The following is a 15,049-nucleotide window of genomic DNA, read 5'->3' as shown; positions in this document are numbered from 1 at the left end:
TGTACAAGTTAACATCTCATTCAAGGAGCGATGACCATGAATAGCTTTTTAACCTATATCGTACTCGGAATATCGTTATCTGCACCGATTGGTCCCATCAATGCAGCCCAGCTCGACCGGGGAGCGCGGATGGGATTTTTCCAATCCTGGATGATCGGACTGGGGGCTATGTGTGCGGATTTAGTGTATATGCTACTCATTTACTTTGGACTAGCCCACTTTCTGAATACCCCGTTTATGAAAACCTTCCTGTGGACATTCGGCAGCTTCGTTCTCCTTTATACCGGAATTGACACCTTAAAAAATATCAATGCCGTGCCTGGATCCGCCTCACGAGGTGCACAGACCGGCACTAGCGCCTTCCGTTCAGGCTTTTTGATGGCACTAATGAACCCACTCAGCATTCTGTTCTGGTTAGGTATCTACGGCTCCATTCTGGCCAAAAGCATAGAAAATCAACATTTCGATCAGGTGCTGTGGAACAGCATGGGTATTTTTGTCGGCATCCTACTCTGGGATGTGGTGATGGCGATGCTGTCTAGCTTCTTTCATCGGTTCACCGGCCCTTCTATGCTCCGGTTCATTTCCCTTGCCGCGGGGATTTGCCTTCTTGGTTTTGGCATCTACTTCGGTTCTCAGGCATTTATACAGTTGTTTGGCTAATAGGTTCAACCAGCAAGAGCTTTCCTAGGCCTTCACCCATCTCCCTCCCTTCGCATAGGATGTTTTGAACTTAACGAGGAGGGTGTTTTTGGATGGCCCATTTGAACACAAAAGTCTGGCTGGATGAACATCTGGCTGAGCTGCCGTACTGGCAGCAGGATGCTTTTCGTCAATTTACATCTATGATTGCAGATCCCGAAGGCAAATATCCCTGTATTCCGGGACGTCAGGGGTTTCTGTCCAATCATTTGCGTTTTGGCTTCGTAGCTGATCCACGAAGTGAAGAGTCTGCAATAGAGGTCGCTCAATTACTTCATCAATATGGGGAATGCTCGCGGGATACCGGCAAATATGCTTCCCTTGTTCTATTTTTTGAAACTCCGGAAGATTTGGCGGAAGGTTTCTCCATTGAGGAATATGAGAATTTGTTCTGGTCCATTCTGGGCCGCGTCAGCGCGGTAGACACGGTGCCTTGGCCGAATGAAATTTCTACAGATCCCTCCCATCCTTCGTGGGAGTTCTGCTTTGATGGGCACCCGTATTTCGCGTTCTGCGCAACCCCGGCACATGAGCTGCGGAGAAGCCGCCATACCCCTTATTTTGTCATTGCCTTTCAGCCGCGTTGGGTATTTGAGAATATTAACGATTCTACCGCATTTGGCCGCAATATGAAGAAGCAGATCCGCAAGAAGCTTGCTGACTACGACAGTGTTCCCGCACATCCCTCCCTTCAATGGTATGGGCAGGAGAGCAATTTAGAATGGAAGCAATATTTTCTGCGAGATGACGAAAGTGCGCCGTCTAAATGTCCATATACTTATATGAAGAACAAGTTCAAAGCAATAGGAATTAAATTTCACTCTTAAGCGCTTATGAGGTTTGTCCGCGTTTTTTCAAGAGGTGCTCCCTAAACCAGGTAATCAACGCAATGACACAGATGATCAGAAGGCTGGACCAGAAGCCGGGACGGCCCCCTTTTTCAAAAAGTGTACCTGCCACGGCAGTAATGATCAGCGCCATAGCGACCATGGATCTAATCCAACCGCCCATCTTTGGTCTCAATAACTTAAGGAAAGAGGCAAGGATAAATAGCCATGTGTACAAAATAACTAGACCGGCCGCCGTGGTGATATGCTCAAAAATTTGCTTTGGCAGAAACAAGCTCAGTACAATTGTCACACACAGGCCCAGCATATTGATACCAAGCGCGTAGAGCGGCATCTTTCTTTTTCCTTTGGTCACCGCCAGCCAAGAAGGAGCATCTTTATCCTCGGCCAAGGTTACCAGCATAGTCGAGACCGCATACAATGAAGCCACTAAAATAGAGAACCCGGCCACGATCATTACCCCGTTCAGTACATATACAAGAATAGGTAGTCCCATCGCTTCAAGTGCAGCAATAATTGAGCTTTGATCAGATCTCACTTTCTCAGGGCTCACGAATAATAGGGCGAGTCCTATCGACAGTACATAGAGCAGGGTCACGCCCAGCAGCATAAACCTGCCTGCTTTTGGAGCTTCTTTTGAGTCGCGTAGGTCCATCGCCATAAAGCCCATTACCTCAATACCCCCAAAAGCATAGAACGCATAAAGTAACCCTTTCCAAGCACCCATCCATCCTTTATTCAACCAAGCTGCCGAACTGTGAACCGTATCCCAATTCCCCCTTCCCCTCAAAAGGGCAACCACGGCGACCACGATGAACATCAGTACCGCGGCGATTTTGATCATGGCGAATAGATTTTCCGCTTTGTTAATCCCCTGGCTACCTAGAATAATGACCAGCAGACCCAGTACAGCATAAATTGCGGTAAAAATCCAAAGCGGCCAACTCGGAAACCAGACCCGCGAGAACAGACCCAAAGCAGTCAAGGTGCTGCCGAGTATTAGAATTTCTGAGCACCAATAGATCCAGCCCATGCCAAACCCGGCCCAGCGGCCAAAAGCCTCTTTGGCATAACTACGAAAAGAGCCCTTTTGAGGATTCTGTATAGTCATTTGGGCCAGCGCCTCATAGACGAACAGAGTTGCCACAGCCGCCAACACAAAAATAACCAACACCAATAATCCGCTCTTACGGATAGCGATGCTAGAACCAAGAAAGAATCCCGTGCCAATCGTGCAGCCTACACCAAATAAAGTAAGCTGCCACCAAGGTAGCTTGCCAGTTGGAGTACCCATATGTATATCCCCTCCGTCTGGTGTTACTATGCGTTATCGGGTGTTATTTTATTCTGGTATAGGCTTAGGCAGGCAAAAGAAGACCCGACTTCCTGTTCAACAACAAGCGAGTCGGGTCTTCTACAGTTAGAATGGTCAGCGCCCTAGTTATTTACGGGCATCTGAGGAGATCCGGCAGCGGGAACATAGGCATCCAGCATCTGCTGTATTACTGAAACCTGAAGCTGCGGAACCTGATAATAGGCATGTTTGTTCTGATAAAGGAACAACTCATATCCCATTTCAATAAAATGCTGCACCTGTGAAGCCAGCACCCGACGCAGCGCTGGGTTCGTCACTTCCGGTGAAGACATGGCCAGCAGTGAGGCATGGGATTTGATTAGACCCAGCATATACCCGCTGACGCCCGCATCTTTCACATCCGCCAGTGACGAGTTAGGCTTCTTGGGCGGGGCCGGTTGGAGGCCGTAAACCGGCTGTGTCATATTCGGGATAAGATAGGTAGCCGTTTCCTGGCTTGGCTTTTGCCCTGTCTTAAAGCATTGGCAGGTCAAGTTGTACTGATCCAGCATGAAATTGTACTGCCGATCCAAGATAGACAGTAGCTCTTGATCCTGTACAAAGGTTCTGAACATAATGAACTGGTCCAGTAAATTGATCTGGCAGGACAATACCTCGTGCACATCGAACATTTCGTGAGCGCCATGACCTAGCTGCTGTCCGCCCATCGTTATACTTCCTAACTGTGGTTGCTGCTGCAAATTATATTCTCCTTTGTTCTTAGATGAGTACCCTCTATAATATGAAGGACAAGATAGCCAATTATGCACGCAGTTATATTTACATCCCTCCATATCTAAGTCAAAGTGCCTCACTTACTGCAACCTTCTTATTTTGAATCCGAAGATTCCTTCTATGTGTCGTGAATAATCCGAAGTACCCTAGCGTTACGAGGATACAGATTATAACATCAACTACAATTAAGTTCTGATAATTCCCAAAATAATCGAAGGATAGGCCTCCGATTAATACACCTACTATACCGCCGCCCTGGTGCATGAGAAGTAGAACACCGGTATGTTTTCCTTTACCCTTTGCAAACTCATTAATGACAAGCATTCCACCTGGTAATGCACTTAAGTAGGTAATTCCGAACGCTATAGCAAAAAGAATAGGTGAACTTCCCAAGTGCATAAAGAGGAAAGCAAAACCTATAATACGAATGCCATACAATAGAGACATCATCATTAATTTATTGTATCGGTCCAGAAAATAGCCGCAAATGAGTGCCCCCGTGATTTCCATAATACCAAGGATGCTCATAGATAAGGCGATCATGCTTGGTGATACATCTGCCAACTGATGTATGGCTACCAAATTCATCTCGACGGATCCCATATTGATACCGCAGGTGAACAGCGCAATCGCGACTACGACAAAGATAGGAAGAGAAATAAATTTCTTGGACGGTGGAGTTACTCTAGGTGATGTATCTTGACCTTCGACTTCTATTGAACAATCCGAAGGAGCTCTCTCCGTATTTTTCTGTTGTGAACTCTTAATTCCTAACCAAATTACGGGAAGTGTTACACAAACACCTAGGGTAAAAGAAGCCATAAAGGCGTTTTTCCAAGTCAGCCAGTCCATGGATACGAAAATGGGTGTAATAATCGCTAATCCTACAGAAGAGGCACTCGCCAGCAAGGCCATTGCTTTAGCCCGATGATGCCGAAACCATTCAAACATCAATATATAATTTGTCGTCGCCCCAATACCTGCCAAACCAGAGATAACACCGTATCCAATAAAAAAGACAATAGGATGGTGGCCTAACACGACAATACCAGTACCCAAAGTACTCATGATTGCACTTAACATTAGTATCTTCTTTGTGCCATAACGATCCACGAGCCAGCCCCCCAAAGGCGCGCATACGGCTACGATGAATAAATTGGTGGACCATGCCATTGAGATGAATCCCCTGCTAATCTGTAAATCCGTCGATATTTGCACCTGAAAAAAAGACAAGCTGAAGCGAGTCAATGCACCAATAAATCCAATAACCCAGAGAGATCCTAATCCAATCCATGCATACCTGGATTCCTTAAACCATGTCGTTTCCATTATGGTTTCCACCCCTGTCTATTATAAAAGATACCGATCGGTATCTTTTATAATAGCATAGATGCTTTTCTTTGCAACAGAATTATTTCATTTGATATACTACGTGTACATATACAATCAAGAACGGAGGATGACAATGGAAAAGGGTGAGAAGACTCGCAATTACATCATAGCTAAAGCCGCTGAACTGTTTAACCAGAAAGGATATTCGGGCTCATCCTTATCTGATATAACTGAATTGACAGGCATTAAGAAAGGTGGCATTTATCGTCATTTTTCCAGTAAGGATGAGATTGCATATGAAGCCTTTAGCTATGCGGGTAGTATTGTGGGGGCCCAACTAGCTCATGCCATTAGTCAGCAAGAAACGGCCTCTGGCAAGCTATTAGCTTATTTACATGTGTACGAGAAAGTAGTTGAAGCGCCACCCTTTATTGGGGGGTGCCCGCTCCTCAACACGGCTATTGAAAGCGACGACAGTCATCCAGGCTTACGTGAAAAAGCCCAGCAAGCCCTAATAGGCACACTGGAATTCAAAAAGAAAATCATTTCTGAAGGTGTAAAAAGTGGTGAATTCAAAGCAGATCTCGACATTGAGGCACTAGCTACCTTCTCCCTTTCCATCATGGAAGGCGGCATCATGATGAGTAAGCTCGAGGGCAATAATCGGCATATACGGATGAATATCAAGAGCTTTGCTGCTTATTTAAAAAAAGAGTGCCTACGCGAACCTAGTTAGTTCATTCAAAACTTTTTTAACATACAAAGATTTTAAAATAAAAAGGAGCTTCGTCACTACTCACGAGGCTCCTTTAACTTATTCTTAGTTCCTTAACTTTATTTATGTTCCAACCACTGACATTCTGTGATTTCTATTTCTGTAAATGTTGCTTTAAATGACGAATCCTCTGGGCTACAAGCATATAAACCAAAGTTGATATGCTCACTCCCTTCAAACAAATGAAAAATACGCATCTGCTTAAATGTAATCCCATCAAGAGAATTTTCAACACAGAAGTCACTCTCACGCCGACTTAATCTGTAATGCATTGTTTTTATTGTTGCGTCGAGATCTGTGGTTGCCCAATCCGAATATCCGTGATTCGTAACTACACTACCCAATCTTTGATATTCTTCATTCTCATATTCAATCGATGCCTTGAACCAATTGTCACTGTCCTGATAAATAATGACTCCACACTGGTCAAATCTATGAGCGCTGTCAAAATCAGTTTTCACTATTAAAGAAAAGTATTTCTCGTCAGTCCTCATTAGCAGCGCAGGTGCAGTATCATTTCTGAATCCATAATAGGTACGTTGCCAAAAATCAGTATTAGGCTCAGTTACAATTTCAATCTTCTCATCTGTAATAGAAAAAGTGCTTACTGGATACTGCCAAAAAAGATTTTCTTTTAAAAATTTCATCTCACTACTCCTTATCTAGGTCCCTCTTTACCCTTGAATGTCCCTCCTGGCATCTTGCTCGGCGAGAATCTCATTGTCCTCCGCGTTATCTCTCGTCACTTTCTGAACGCCAACGGCGCTATATGAAATCAACAGAATAACAGCTATATAATACCCCTTTACATTCAATTGAAATGGAGCATTGTACAGACCAATAAAGAACATTACATACCCAATAACCAAGCCTGCAAAAGCCATAATTGTGAAAGCCCCTGTATTTCTCATCCTGTGTTTCGGATTTTCTAGCTTAATTTCTTTATCCTCTGAGTTGTCTCTAACGACCTTTTGCACAACGATACAGCTAATCGTAATTAACACCATGCAAAGCAAATAATACCCTTTCACGTTCAATTCCCAATCGTCGTTGTACACCCCCAAACAGAATAGAAAAAGACCTGCAGCCAATGCAAAATACGATACCCCTGTGAAAGCAGCTGTGTTGCGTTTACGATACCTCTGATTCATCCGACGATTCCTCTCCCAATACAGAATTGAATGGTGTTATAGCCTTCTTCACTATACCGTGGAACATCGGTAAAATTCTACCATTAATTAGGTTGTTTTGGGAAAACACAAAGAAAACGGTCTCAGTCCCAGGCAATTCAGGACTAAAGCCGCCTCCTATATTTTCTGCAACTTTATGATTTAGAAAAAATGCTACTCCCTTTCCTGATCCACCAATTGCTGCTGTGCAAGACGAATCATCTCGCGGACCATCGATCCACCAATTTTTCCGCCAATCTGACCCACTGATTCTGTACTCAAATGTCCATTCTCACCGTGTTCCAATGGGATACCAAGTTCTTTTGCTACTTCATATTTCACATCATCAGGCCGCTCCGGATCTACATCATAACCCTCGCGCCGCATCACCTCGGCTTTAAACGTTTGCATTCCGCGATTGACTCCCGGCACTGCATATTTCCTGTTTCTTCTGGACATCCCTTATCCCCTCCTAACATGTTTTAAGTAACATGCCCGGAAAACGAAATCTCCACCCCTGTTGATTTGCTCCGATTATTTCCAAGAGGGCGCTGAAAGGCCAACTGCTGTCAGGGTGCTTGCCCTCTGTTTCTTATGCATAAATTTTGCTTGAAGGTGACGTTACGTCACCTGCTATACTAACTGAGAACAACACGCTGGAGCAATCGATTGGATGTGAGAAAGGATGTACAAAGATAACTATTTAACGACAGGGCAGCTTGCAAAGCGTACAGGAATAACGGTCAGGACATTGCGATATTACGATCAGATTGGGCTTCTAATTCCAGAAAATCATCATGCGGGATCGATAAGATCTTATAACATGAAAGACCTAGAAAAATTGCAGCAAATTCAAACGTTGAAATACTTAGGGCTATCACTTCAAGAAATAAAAGACATCTTAGATGCAGAGTCGCTATCCATAGGGGAGATCAGACATTCGTTACAAGCACAGCTCGATGTTCTACAGAGAAAAATCACTCATACGGAGCATGTAGTTCATGCAATACGAGATGCTATGCAAATGTCGGTCAATCGGTCTGATTGGAACCACTTAGCAAATGTTATTCAAACCTTGCAGAGTAAGCAAGATTGGGGGGAACAGTATCGGACGGCGAGCCGCTTGCAAACGCGGATACATCTTTATGACAAGTTCAGTACAAATCCGCAAGGCTGGCATAATTGGGTGTTTGAACAACTGGAGGTGCACCCTGGAGCCCACATTCTAGAGTTAGGTGGCGGCGATGGAACCTTTTGGATAAGAAACGCCGAACGAATTCCAAGCAGTTGGCGCATCACACTTACTGATATTTCGAGCGGGATGGTAGAAGAAGCACGTTGCCGCTTAGGAAGTAAAAGTTCACAGTTTAAGCTCTTATCTGTTGACGCGCAACAAATCCCCTTCCACGATGAGCATTTCGATGTGGTTATCGCTAACAACATGCTGTATCACGTGCCGGACATCCCTAAAGCGATCCACGAGATACACCGCGTACTAAAGCGAGGAGGTATAATATGCACCTCTACAATGAGCACTCAACACCTACAAGAGATTGAACAATTGGCGGTCTCGTTCGACCCCGACCTTCATGTATTGGATCAAGCTATTAAACGATTTAATCTGGGTAACGGAGGAGACCTGCTGTCTTCTTGCTTCTCCGATCTTCGGTTACTACGTTACGACGACCGTCTGTTAGTCGACGAAGCTGAACCCCTGATTGAATATATGATATCGACCCCGATGAACGCAAAAGAGCGACTTGTCGGTGCGGCTATAGACGAATTTCGAAACCACGTCAATCGGCTTCTACAGGAGAATGGAGCCCTCGAAATGACTAAAGAAAATGGGATTTTTCTAGGGAGGAAATGAGATGAAGGCACAGCATTACAACCCAAGAGTACGGATCATAAAAGAGGAACTTCTATCGGATAACTGGTACACCTTAAAGAAGATCACATTCAAGTATGAAAAAGAAAATGGACAATGGGAGACACAATCCCGTGAAGTGTATGACCGAGGCAACGGAGCGACCATTCTACTCTATAATCGACACAAACAAACCATCGTACTTACGAGACAATTCCGAATGCCTACTTATCTAAACGGCAATGTGACTGGAATGCTTATCGAAACCTGCGCGGGGCTACTCGATAAAGAAACACCAGAAGAAAGTATTCTGAGGGAAACGGAGGAAGAGACGGGGTACCGTATCGACCGAGTGCAGAAAGTTGGCGAGGTCTATATGTCACCAGGATCTGTTACCGAAACCCTGCACTTCTTTGTAGCTGAGTATAGTGACGTCATGACAACAGGTCCAGGTGGGGGACTTGAGGAGGAACAGGAAAATATTGAAGTAGTGGAACTTCCGTTTGCTCAAGCGCTTGACATGGTCCAAAGTGGCGAGATTCGTGATGCTAAGACGGTAATGCTGCTCCAATACGCTCAGATCCAAGGTCTCTTGAAGGTAAAATCAAAACCGCTGCATATCCTTATCGCTGGCCCGTATCGTTCTGGAACCAATGATGATCCAGTATTAATCGAGGAAAATGTCAAATACATGAATAAAATTGCTCTTCAAGTTTACGGGGCTGGGCATATGCCAGTGCTGGGGGAGTGGTATGCTTTGCCTCTTATTGCTACAGCCGGTTCCACTAATCTAGGAGACGACGTTTTCAACCGGATTTTCCATCCGTCTTCCATTCGCCTGCTTAATTACTGTGATGCCGTGCTTCGAGTTGGAGGATCATCTCAGGGTGCCGATGAAATGGTACAGGTTGCGCAAGAGAAAGGATTGTTGATTTACGAACGGCTGGATGAACTTCCGTTATTGTGATAATAAGCATTTTTTTCTGTCTGATGATGCACTCTTGATTTAAGTCAATGCCCGCCATACTACTCCTAATTACAATGAAAATAAAAAGTCCTTTAGGAGGCTATCTATGGCTATCTCAGAAAAAGATCTATCGAATCAGCGAAAGTCGGCTTTAACTGCTGGAATCTCACTTATTATCATGACCCTTGCCTCATTTTTTTCGTATGGCTTTGTCCATGGGAATCTTGTTGTTCAGGGCGATGCCAGCGTCACATTCAATAACCTCGTGTCATCCACTAACCTTTTCAAAGGTGAAATTTTGGGTTGGATCATCATTATGATTACTGACATCCTGGTCGCCTGGGCGTTTTATGTGTTTCTAGAACCGATTAACCAAAAGCTATCATTACTCGGCGCCTGGCTTCGTCTAACCTATTCCGCTATATTGGGAGTCTCTATACTTAACTTGATAGTTGTGCTGCTGCTCACGGGAAATACAATCGACTTTTCCTCATTAAAAATTCAACAGACTCAAGCATTTATGATGTTATTTCTGGATGCATTTCAATGGATTTGGTCTATGGGGTTAGTCGTTTTTGGCGGGCATCTGTTAATTGTGGGCTATGTGGCTTTAAAATCTGACATCATTCCTAAAGTAATCGGCATCTTATTGCTGCTTGCTTCAATAGGTTATATGATCATTCATCTAAGCAAAATATTTCTCCCACAATACGAAGGGGTCATTACAATATTAAATTACGTTTTCACTATTCCTATGATTGTAGGAGAACTAGGCTTTGGGATATGGCTGCTGCTTAGAGGAGGAAAACTCCACAAAAGTGTATGACTTTCTTATTAGTTCTCACTGGAATCAACACGCTTCTTAATTCTGCTCAATGACTCTGGTGTCATCCCCAGATAGCTGGCCAATTGATGCTGAGGGACCCGAGTGAGTAAGTGAGGTCTTTTTTTCAACAAGGCTTTATAACGTTCTTCAGGATTGGAAGCGATAAATGAAGTTAATTCGTCCTGTACCTCACCTAAGTTTTCCTCTACCATTTTGCGGATCATCGTTTCCAATTGCGAGTGTTTGTGAAGCATGTCTTGTTCCGCATTAAGTTCACCAACCACCAATGTGCTATCTTCCAGGCAGGTTAAGGTGTACGCAGAGGGCTTGCTTTCTTGATGTCGATTAAAAATCGAAGCCGCTTGCTCTTCTGTGTAGAAATTAGATGTGACTTCTTTTCCCGATTCATCTATCGAGTACTGCCTAACACAACCTTTTAGCACGAAAAAACATTTTGTGGGAACATCTCCTTGTCTAAGGAGCACTGTCCCCTTTTTAAATTCCTCTATAAGGATACCTTCAACAATATCCTGCTGATCCTCTTCGTTAAGAGATGTAAATTTACTCATGTACTTATACAATATGTTTTTCATATCTCTCTCCAATCTCCGAAGCTAATGGCCCGCTTATGATGCGCTTGAAGCTATTTAGGCTCCCGAGAGGGAGCTTCTTGCCTTATTATACTAGCTCATACAAAGATAAATCCAACCTTTCAACTCTTCATACGCCGCACAGCTGTGTCCACTAGTGAGCCTCATATTCGGACGATCCCCCAAAACAGGGAGGCCCAACAGCCATTTCATGACTGTTGGGCCTCCCTTATCCTGTATCTTACTTGTTCGCTAAGAAAGCATCGATTTGCGCTTGCAGCTCAGCCTGGATTTTATCAATGCCAGCTGATTTCAGCTGTTTGTTCAAATCTGCAAGGCCTTTGTCGATATCTTTAATTACGCCGTACTCGAGCGGAATGGCATAGCGGAGCATTACATTACCCACATTGGCAATTTCCGTCTTCACTTTGCTATTGTCGAATACAAAGGTTTCAAGGGCATAGTGGTAGACGTTAGCTTCCCAGCCCTTAGCCAGATCGTTAGCTTCTTGAGGGAATGCTTCATTGTCAAGGTTGAGTGGCGAGTTGAAGTTCCAATTAGAGAAGCCGGTAAAGTTCGGATTTTTGTCGAGTGCTTTATATTTGGTGTCGCCAACCGGTTCATAGTGCACGCCACTAATTCCGTACATTATCAGGTCGTGCAGTTCTTTATCATTCTGCATCAGATCGATCAGCATCAAGGAACGTTCTACATTTTTGGAAGTCGCATGAATCGACGTACCGTTTTGTGTAGAGATCGCCACTGATTTTTTCTTCCCTTGGTTAATATCAGCCAATGCTACTTCATAAGGAGAATTTTCTTGGCGCATCAAGGCCATGAGTGCCCCAAGTGTTCCGTTATTGTGCGTAATTGAGGCGGTTTTACCTGCTTTAAAATCCGCCTGATGATCATTTTTACTGTTCAGAACGTTTTTCGACCAGGCATTGTTATCAGCGAGATCTTTGTAATACACGAGTAGATCCTTGAACTCTTGCGTTTCATAGACGTTAAAGACTTTGCCTGTTTCATCGGTCAATTTGAAGGCAAACGGAAGATCTAGATCAAACATATTCCATTCGTTTTGCTGCTTCAATAATACACGGTCCAAGTTATGATACTTCCAGTCTCCCGTTTCCGGAGTGAACGGTGTAATTCCTTTTTCCTTTTCTGCTATCGTCTTCAAATAAGTAGCATATGCTTCCGGGCTGTTGATTTCGGGAAGATTGTATTTCTTACGCAAATCTTCACGATATAGAATCAGCTTTTCAACAGACTCTCCTCTGTTTTGCGGAACCATATACAGCTTACCGTTTACTTTTGCCTGATCCCAGCTCACATCTGACATAGCTTCCTTAGTTTGCGGCATATATTTGGTAAGCAGCTCGTCGGTCAATTCTAGAAATCCGCCTTTCAGCGCCTGATCATTATAACCAGCCCAGTTTGCCGAATAGATGAGATCAAAATCTTCATTTGCCGCCAGCTTCAGTGGATATTTTTGAGCCCAGTCAGACCAGTCCAAGAACTCGCCCTCAAGGGTCGCATTAATTTTTTCTTTCAGTTTCTTATTAATTTCAGCAAAAACACTATCATAGTCTATCGGTTTAGGCCCAACGAAGATCATTTTCAGCTTTACTTCTTTAGAGGTGTCTATGGTATCTGAAGTTTCGGCTGCATTCGTTGCACTCGCTGTTTCTGTAGGCTCACTTGTTACCTCAGCGGCATTATTGGTAGCCTTAGCGGGTGTATTGGCGTTGTTGTTGCCACCACCACATGCGCTTAAAATCATTACGAAGGTTAAAACGAGTGCGAGCATAATGAATCTATTTTTTCTCAGCATTTCAAGCCTTCCCCCTTGTATTAATTATATTGATAAACCGGATTTCCCCGGGTTCATCCTTTTACAGCGCCAATCGTCAAGCCTTGAACGAAATATCTCTGAACGAATGGATAAGCGAGCAGAATCGGACCTGTAGCTACAACCGTCATTGCCATCTTCAAGCTCTCGCTTGGGATCGATGTGGTTACGACTGCTCCTGCACCCATCATGGCTTTTCGCATGCCATCCATATTGCCAAGCATTTTGTACAAATAATATTGAAGCGGCATCAGCTTCTCATCGGAAATAAATAGAAGGGCATTGTACCAGTCGTTCCAATAGGCAAGAGCCAGAAACAAACCAATAGTCGCTAGCGCCGGCTTGGAAAGAGGCAGAATTAGACGAGCGTAGATCTTAAAATCGCCTGCACCGTCAATTTTAGCTGATTCTACGATTGCTTCCGGAATGCTGCCCATAAACGACTTCATAACAATGATGTAGAAGACGTTGAGCATCATCGGAATCACTAAAGCCAGCAATGTATCTTTGATATGGAGGTAATTGACCATAAGCAGATACCAAGGAACCAGACCCCCGTTAAATAAAGTTGTAAAGAAAAAGAAGAACGAAAATTTATTACGCCATTTAAAATCTTTTCTGGATAGCGCATAAGCCGTCATCGAAGTCAGAAACAAACCAAACAGTGTGCCTATTATAGTAACGCCTATGGTCACCATATAGGCTTGAATCATCTGGTCGGGATACTTAAACAAAATGCTGTAGGCTTCTGTTGAGAAGGCCGTAGGTATAAATTGATAGCCATCAGTTAATATTTTTGACTCTTCCGTCAGCGATGAAGATACGACAAGTATAAACGGGAATATACATAAAATTGCGAGAAAGATTAGGGATACATAACCAATACCCGAGAATATTTTACGATCGAGCTGCTTCATATCGTTACCTCCATTATGAAAACTGTACCTCTGATGCGGTTAGAATAAGGCGCGGTCTTTATCGTATTTACGAACAGCATAGTTCACAGTCATGATCGTTGCGAAGCCAAGAACGGACTGGAAAACGCCAGCCGCAGCCGACATGCCGATATCATTCGAAGTAATCAGCGATCTGAACACGAAAGTATCGATAACGTCCGTCGAAGAGAACAACAAACCGTTATTGCCGATCATGTTATAAAACATCCCGAAATCACCGCGGAAAATATTCCCGACCGCCAGCAGCACCAAAATAATAATCGTCGGGTAAAGATTTGGAATCGTCACTTTCCGGATCCGCTGAAAAATATTGGCGCCATCGATTTCAGCTGCCTCATACTGTTCAGTATCTATGCCCGTAATCGCGGCCAAGTACATTACTGTTCCGTATCCAAGGCCTTTCCAGGCGGAAACGAGAACTAGGATATACGGCCAGTAGGCAGGCGTATTGTAAATATCAATAGGTTCTAGCCCGAGCCCTCTAAGGAGTGCGTTCACAGTACCAATATCATAATTGAGCAGGTTATAGGCAATCGCGCCGACAACTACCCATGAAATAAAGTAGGGAAGAAACAACGCCGATTGCGTAATTTTGCGGAACCATTTGCCACCGACCTCAAACAACATAATGGCTGCAAAAATTTGCAAAGAGTTATTTACAACGATGAATGCAATATTGTACAATGCTGTATTCCGTGTTACCCGCCAGGCATCTCCTGATTCAAAGAAAAAGCGGAAGTTATCGAGCCCGTTCCAGGCACTTCCAAAAATACCGCCCGCGTAATCATAATGCTTGAAGGCAATAATAATGCCCGCCATTGGGACATAGGCAAACAAAAGAAAAAAAGCAACCGCCGGAGCCAGCATCAGCAACAGAACCCTATAGTTTTTTAAATCGCTCCAAAATGTATGCCCTTTCATCTTTGCACCCCTTTCTTCTCTATATCTCTCATTATAAAAGGACGGCGGCGGTGAGATAATTCAGCGAAACAACTAAACATAATACTAATTCAACGATTCATAAACAATTTCGATAAAAAAGAAGCCCTGTTCCATATAGAACATGGGCCTCC

Annotated in this window: 16 protein-coding genes and 1 pseudogene; 6 read left to right on the top strand and 11 right to left on the bottom strand. The window is 43.9% G+C overall.

Features of this window, described 5'->3' with window-relative positions; genetic code table 11:
• The first annotated feature begins 36 nt into the window (after window positions 1-36).
• Both MKX35_RS03955 and MKX35_RS03950 read left to right on the top strand, forming a co-directional pair.
• Window positions 37-663: a LysE family transporter gene (locus MKX35_RS03955; RefSeq protein WP_076285001.1), complete on the top strand. Its 627-nt coding sequence runs from the start codon at window positions 37-39 to the stop codon at window positions 661-663.
• A 92-nt stretch (window positions 664-755) separates the two neighbouring features.
• Window positions 756-1,529, top strand: coding sequence for a YqcI/YcgG family protein (locus tag MKX35_RS03950; protein ID WP_076298062.1), 774 nt, complete (start codon window positions 756-758; stop codon window positions 1,527-1,529).
• Window positions 1,530-1,533: 4 nt separating this feature from the next.
• Here MKX35_RS03950 and MKX35_RS03945 read toward each other — a convergent pair whose 3' ends face one another.
• The 3 genes from MKX35_RS03945 to MKX35_RS03935 all read right to left on the bottom strand — a co-directional run bounded on the left by MKX35_RS03945 (window position 1,534) and on the right by MKX35_RS03935 (window position 4,968).
• On the bottom strand, window positions 1,534-2,844 hold the full coding sequence (locus MKX35_RS03945; RefSeq protein WP_076298063.1) for an amino acid permease: 1,311 nt from the start codon (window positions 2,842-2,844) through the stop codon (window positions 1,534-1,536).
• A gap of 143 nt (window positions 2,845-2,987) precedes the next feature.
• Entirely contained in the window at window positions 2,988-3,572 is a 585-nt protein-coding gene (locus tag MKX35_RS03940) for a spore coat protein (protein WP_076298134.1), read from the bottom strand.
• 133 nt (window positions 3,573-3,705) lie between these two features.
• Window positions 3,706-4,968 (bottom strand): MFS transporter, encoded by a 1,263-nt coding sequence (locus MKX35_RS03935; protein ID WP_076285004.1) that lies wholly within the window; start codon window positions 4,966-4,968, stop codon window positions 3,706-3,708.
• Window positions 4,969-5,104: 136 nt separating this feature from the next.
• Between MKX35_RS03935 and MKX35_RS03930 the strand changes: the two genes are divergently transcribed.
• A complete protein-coding gene (locus MKX35_RS03930) occupies window positions 5,105-5,707 on the top strand; it encodes a TetR/AcrR family transcriptional regulator (protein WP_076298064.1) in 603 nt (200 codons plus the stop codon).
• A 98-nt stretch (window positions 5,708-5,805) separates the two neighbouring features.
• On the opposite strand, the gene MKX35_RS03925 is transcribed toward MKX35_RS03930, so the two are convergent.
• The 4 genes and pseudogenes from MKX35_RS03925 to MKX35_RS03910 all read right to left on the bottom strand — a co-directional run bounded on the left by MKX35_RS03925 (window position 5,806) and on the right by MKX35_RS03910 (window position 7,374).
• Window positions 5,806-6,393 carry a DUF1349 domain-containing protein gene (locus MKX35_RS03925; RefSeq protein WP_076298065.1) on the bottom strand — a complete coding sequence of 196 codons (588 nt, stop codon included), beginning with the start codon at window positions 6,391-6,393 and terminating at the stop codon, window positions 5,806-5,808.
• 27 nt (window positions 6,394-6,420) lie between these two features.
• Window positions 6,421-6,657 carry a YiaA/YiaB family inner membrane protein gene (locus MKX35_RS03920; protein WP_305953467.1) on the bottom strand — a complete coding sequence of 79 codons (237 nt, stop codon included), beginning with the start codon at window positions 6,655-6,657 and terminating at the stop codon, window positions 6,421-6,423.
• A gap of 57 nt (window positions 6,658-6,714) precedes the next feature.
• Window positions 6,715-6,897: pseudogene (locus MKX35_RS03915) on the bottom strand (YiaA/YiaB family inner membrane protein); the annotation flags it as partial.
• Window positions 6,898-7,089: 192 nt separating this feature from the next.
• Window positions 7,090-7,374 (bottom strand): alpha/beta-type small acid-soluble spore protein, encoded by a 285-nt coding sequence (locus MKX35_RS03910; RefSeq protein WP_076285007.1) that lies wholly within the window; start codon window positions 7,372-7,374, stop codon window positions 7,090-7,092.
• Between the two features lie 226 nt (window positions 7,375-7,600).
• On the opposite strand from MKX35_RS03910, the gene MKX35_RS03905 reads away from it, so the two are divergent.
• The 3 genes from MKX35_RS03905 to MKX35_RS03895 all read left to right on the top strand — a co-directional run bounded on the left by MKX35_RS03905 (window position 7,601) and on the right by MKX35_RS03895 (window position 10,575).
• Window positions 7,601-8,785, top strand: a complete 1,185-nt coding sequence (locus MKX35_RS03905; RefSeq protein ID WP_076298067.1) for a MerR family transcriptional regulator — start codon at window positions 7,601-7,603, stop codon at window positions 8,783-8,785.
• 1 nt (window position 8,786) lies between these two features.
• Window positions 8,787-9,749 (top strand): GDP-mannose pyrophosphatase NudK, encoded by a 963-nt coding sequence (nudK, locus tag MKX35_RS03900; RefSeq protein ID WP_076298068.1) that lies wholly within the window; start codon window positions 8,787-8,789, stop codon window positions 9,747-9,749.
• 106 nt (window positions 9,750-9,855) lie between these two features.
• Window positions 9,856-10,575: a DUF4386 domain-containing protein gene (locus tag MKX35_RS03895; protein WP_076298069.1), complete on the top strand. Its 720-nt coding sequence runs from the start codon at window positions 9,856-9,858 to the stop codon at window positions 10,573-10,575.
• A gap of 8 nt (window positions 10,576-10,583) precedes the next feature.
• Here the strand turns inward: MKX35_RS03895 and MKX35_RS03890 are convergent, their stop codons facing one another.
• The 4 genes from MKX35_RS03890 to MKX35_RS03875 form a co-directional block, all read right to left on the bottom strand.
• Entirely contained in the window at window positions 10,584-11,168 is a 585-nt protein-coding gene (locus tag MKX35_RS03890; RefSeq protein ID WP_076298070.1) for a Crp/Fnr family transcriptional regulator, read from the bottom strand.
• A 238-nt stretch (window positions 11,169-11,406) separates the two neighbouring features.
• Entirely contained in the window at window positions 11,407-13,002 is a 1,596-nt protein-coding gene (locus MKX35_RS03885; RefSeq protein ID WP_076298071.1) for an ABC transporter substrate-binding protein, read from the bottom strand.
• Window positions 13,003-13,055: 53 nt separating this feature from the next.
• Window positions 13,056-13,937 carry a carbohydrate ABC transporter permease gene (locus MKX35_RS03880; protein ID WP_076285013.1) on the bottom strand — a complete coding sequence of 294 codons (882 nt, stop codon included), beginning with the start codon at window positions 13,935-13,937 and terminating at the stop codon, window positions 13,056-13,058.
• Window positions 13,938-13,976: 39 nt separating this feature from the next.
• Complete coding sequence (locus MKX35_RS03875) at window positions 13,977-14,897, bottom strand: ABC transporter permease (RefSeq protein WP_042192982.1); 921 nt, start codon at window positions 14,895-14,897, stop codon at window positions 13,977-13,979.
• Window positions 14,898-15,049: the final 152 nt, after the last annotated feature.

Source organism: Paenibacillus sp. FSL R5-0923 (genome assembly GCF_038009145.1).
Lineage (GTDB): Bacteria > Bacillota > Bacilli > Paenibacillales > Paenibacillaceae > Paenibacillus_AQ.
The sequence above is the reverse complement of the archived record's forward strand: the minus strand, read 5'-3'. Positions and strand labels throughout refer to the sequence as shown.

Coding starts and splice junctions, on each gene's coding strand:
- nudK (WP_076298068.1), top strand. CDS start 8,787: ATGAAGGCACAGCATTACAACCCAAGAGTACGGATCATAAAAGAGGAA.
- MKX35_RS03875 (WP_042192982.1), bottom strand. CDS start 14,897: ATGAAAGGGCATACATTTTGGAGCGATTTAAAAAACTATAGGGTTCTG.
- MKX35_RS03890 (WP_076298070.1), bottom strand. CDS start 11,168: ATGAAAAACATATTGTATAAGTACATGAGTAAATTTACATCTCTTAAC.
- MKX35_RS03895 (WP_076298069.1), top strand. CDS start 9,856: ATGGCTATCTCAGAAAAAGATCTATCGAATCAGCGAAAGTCGGCTTTA.
- MKX35_RS03935 (WP_076285004.1), bottom strand. CDS start 4,968: ATGGAAACGACATGGTTTAAGGAATCCAGGTATGCATGGATTGGATTA.
- MKX35_RS03945 (WP_076298063.1), bottom strand. CDS start 2,844: ATGGGTACTCCAACTGGCAAGCTACCTTGGTGGCAGCTTACTTTATTT.
- MKX35_RS03920 (WP_305953467.1), bottom strand. CDS start 6,657: ATGAGAAATACAGGGGCTTTCACAATTATGGCTTTTGCAGGCTTGGTT.
- MKX35_RS03930 (WP_076298064.1), top strand. CDS start 5,105: ATGGAAAAGGGTGAGAAGACTCGCAATTACATCATAGCTAAAGCCGCT.
- MKX35_RS03905 (WP_076298067.1), top strand. CDS start 7,601: ATGTACAAAGATAACTATTTAACGACAGGGCAGCTTGCAAAGCGTACA.
- MKX35_RS03940 (WP_076298134.1), bottom strand. CDS start 3,572: ATGGGCGGACAGCAGCTAGGTCATGGCGCTCACGAAATGTTCGATGTG.
- MKX35_RS03885 (WP_076298071.1), bottom strand. CDS start 13,002: ATGCTGAGAAAAAATAGATTCATTATGCTCGCACTCGTTTTAACCTTC.
- MKX35_RS03950 (WP_076298062.1), top strand. CDS start 756: ATGGCCCATTTGAACACAAAAGTCTGGCTGGATGAACATCTGGCTGAG.
- MKX35_RS03880 (WP_076285013.1), bottom strand. CDS start 13,937: ATGAAGCAGCTCGATCGTAAAATATTCTCGGGTATTGGTTATGTATCC.
- MKX35_RS03955 (WP_076285001.1), top strand. CDS start 37: ATGAATAGCTTTTTAACCTATATCGTACTCGGAATATCGTTATCTGCA.
- MKX35_RS03910 (WP_076285007.1), bottom strand. CDS start 7,374: ATGTCCAGAAGAAACAGGAAATATGCAGTGCCGGGAGTCAATCGCGGA.
- MKX35_RS03925 (WP_076298065.1), bottom strand. CDS start 6,393: ATGAAATTTTTAAAAGAAAATCTTTTTTGGCAGTATCCAGTAAGCACT.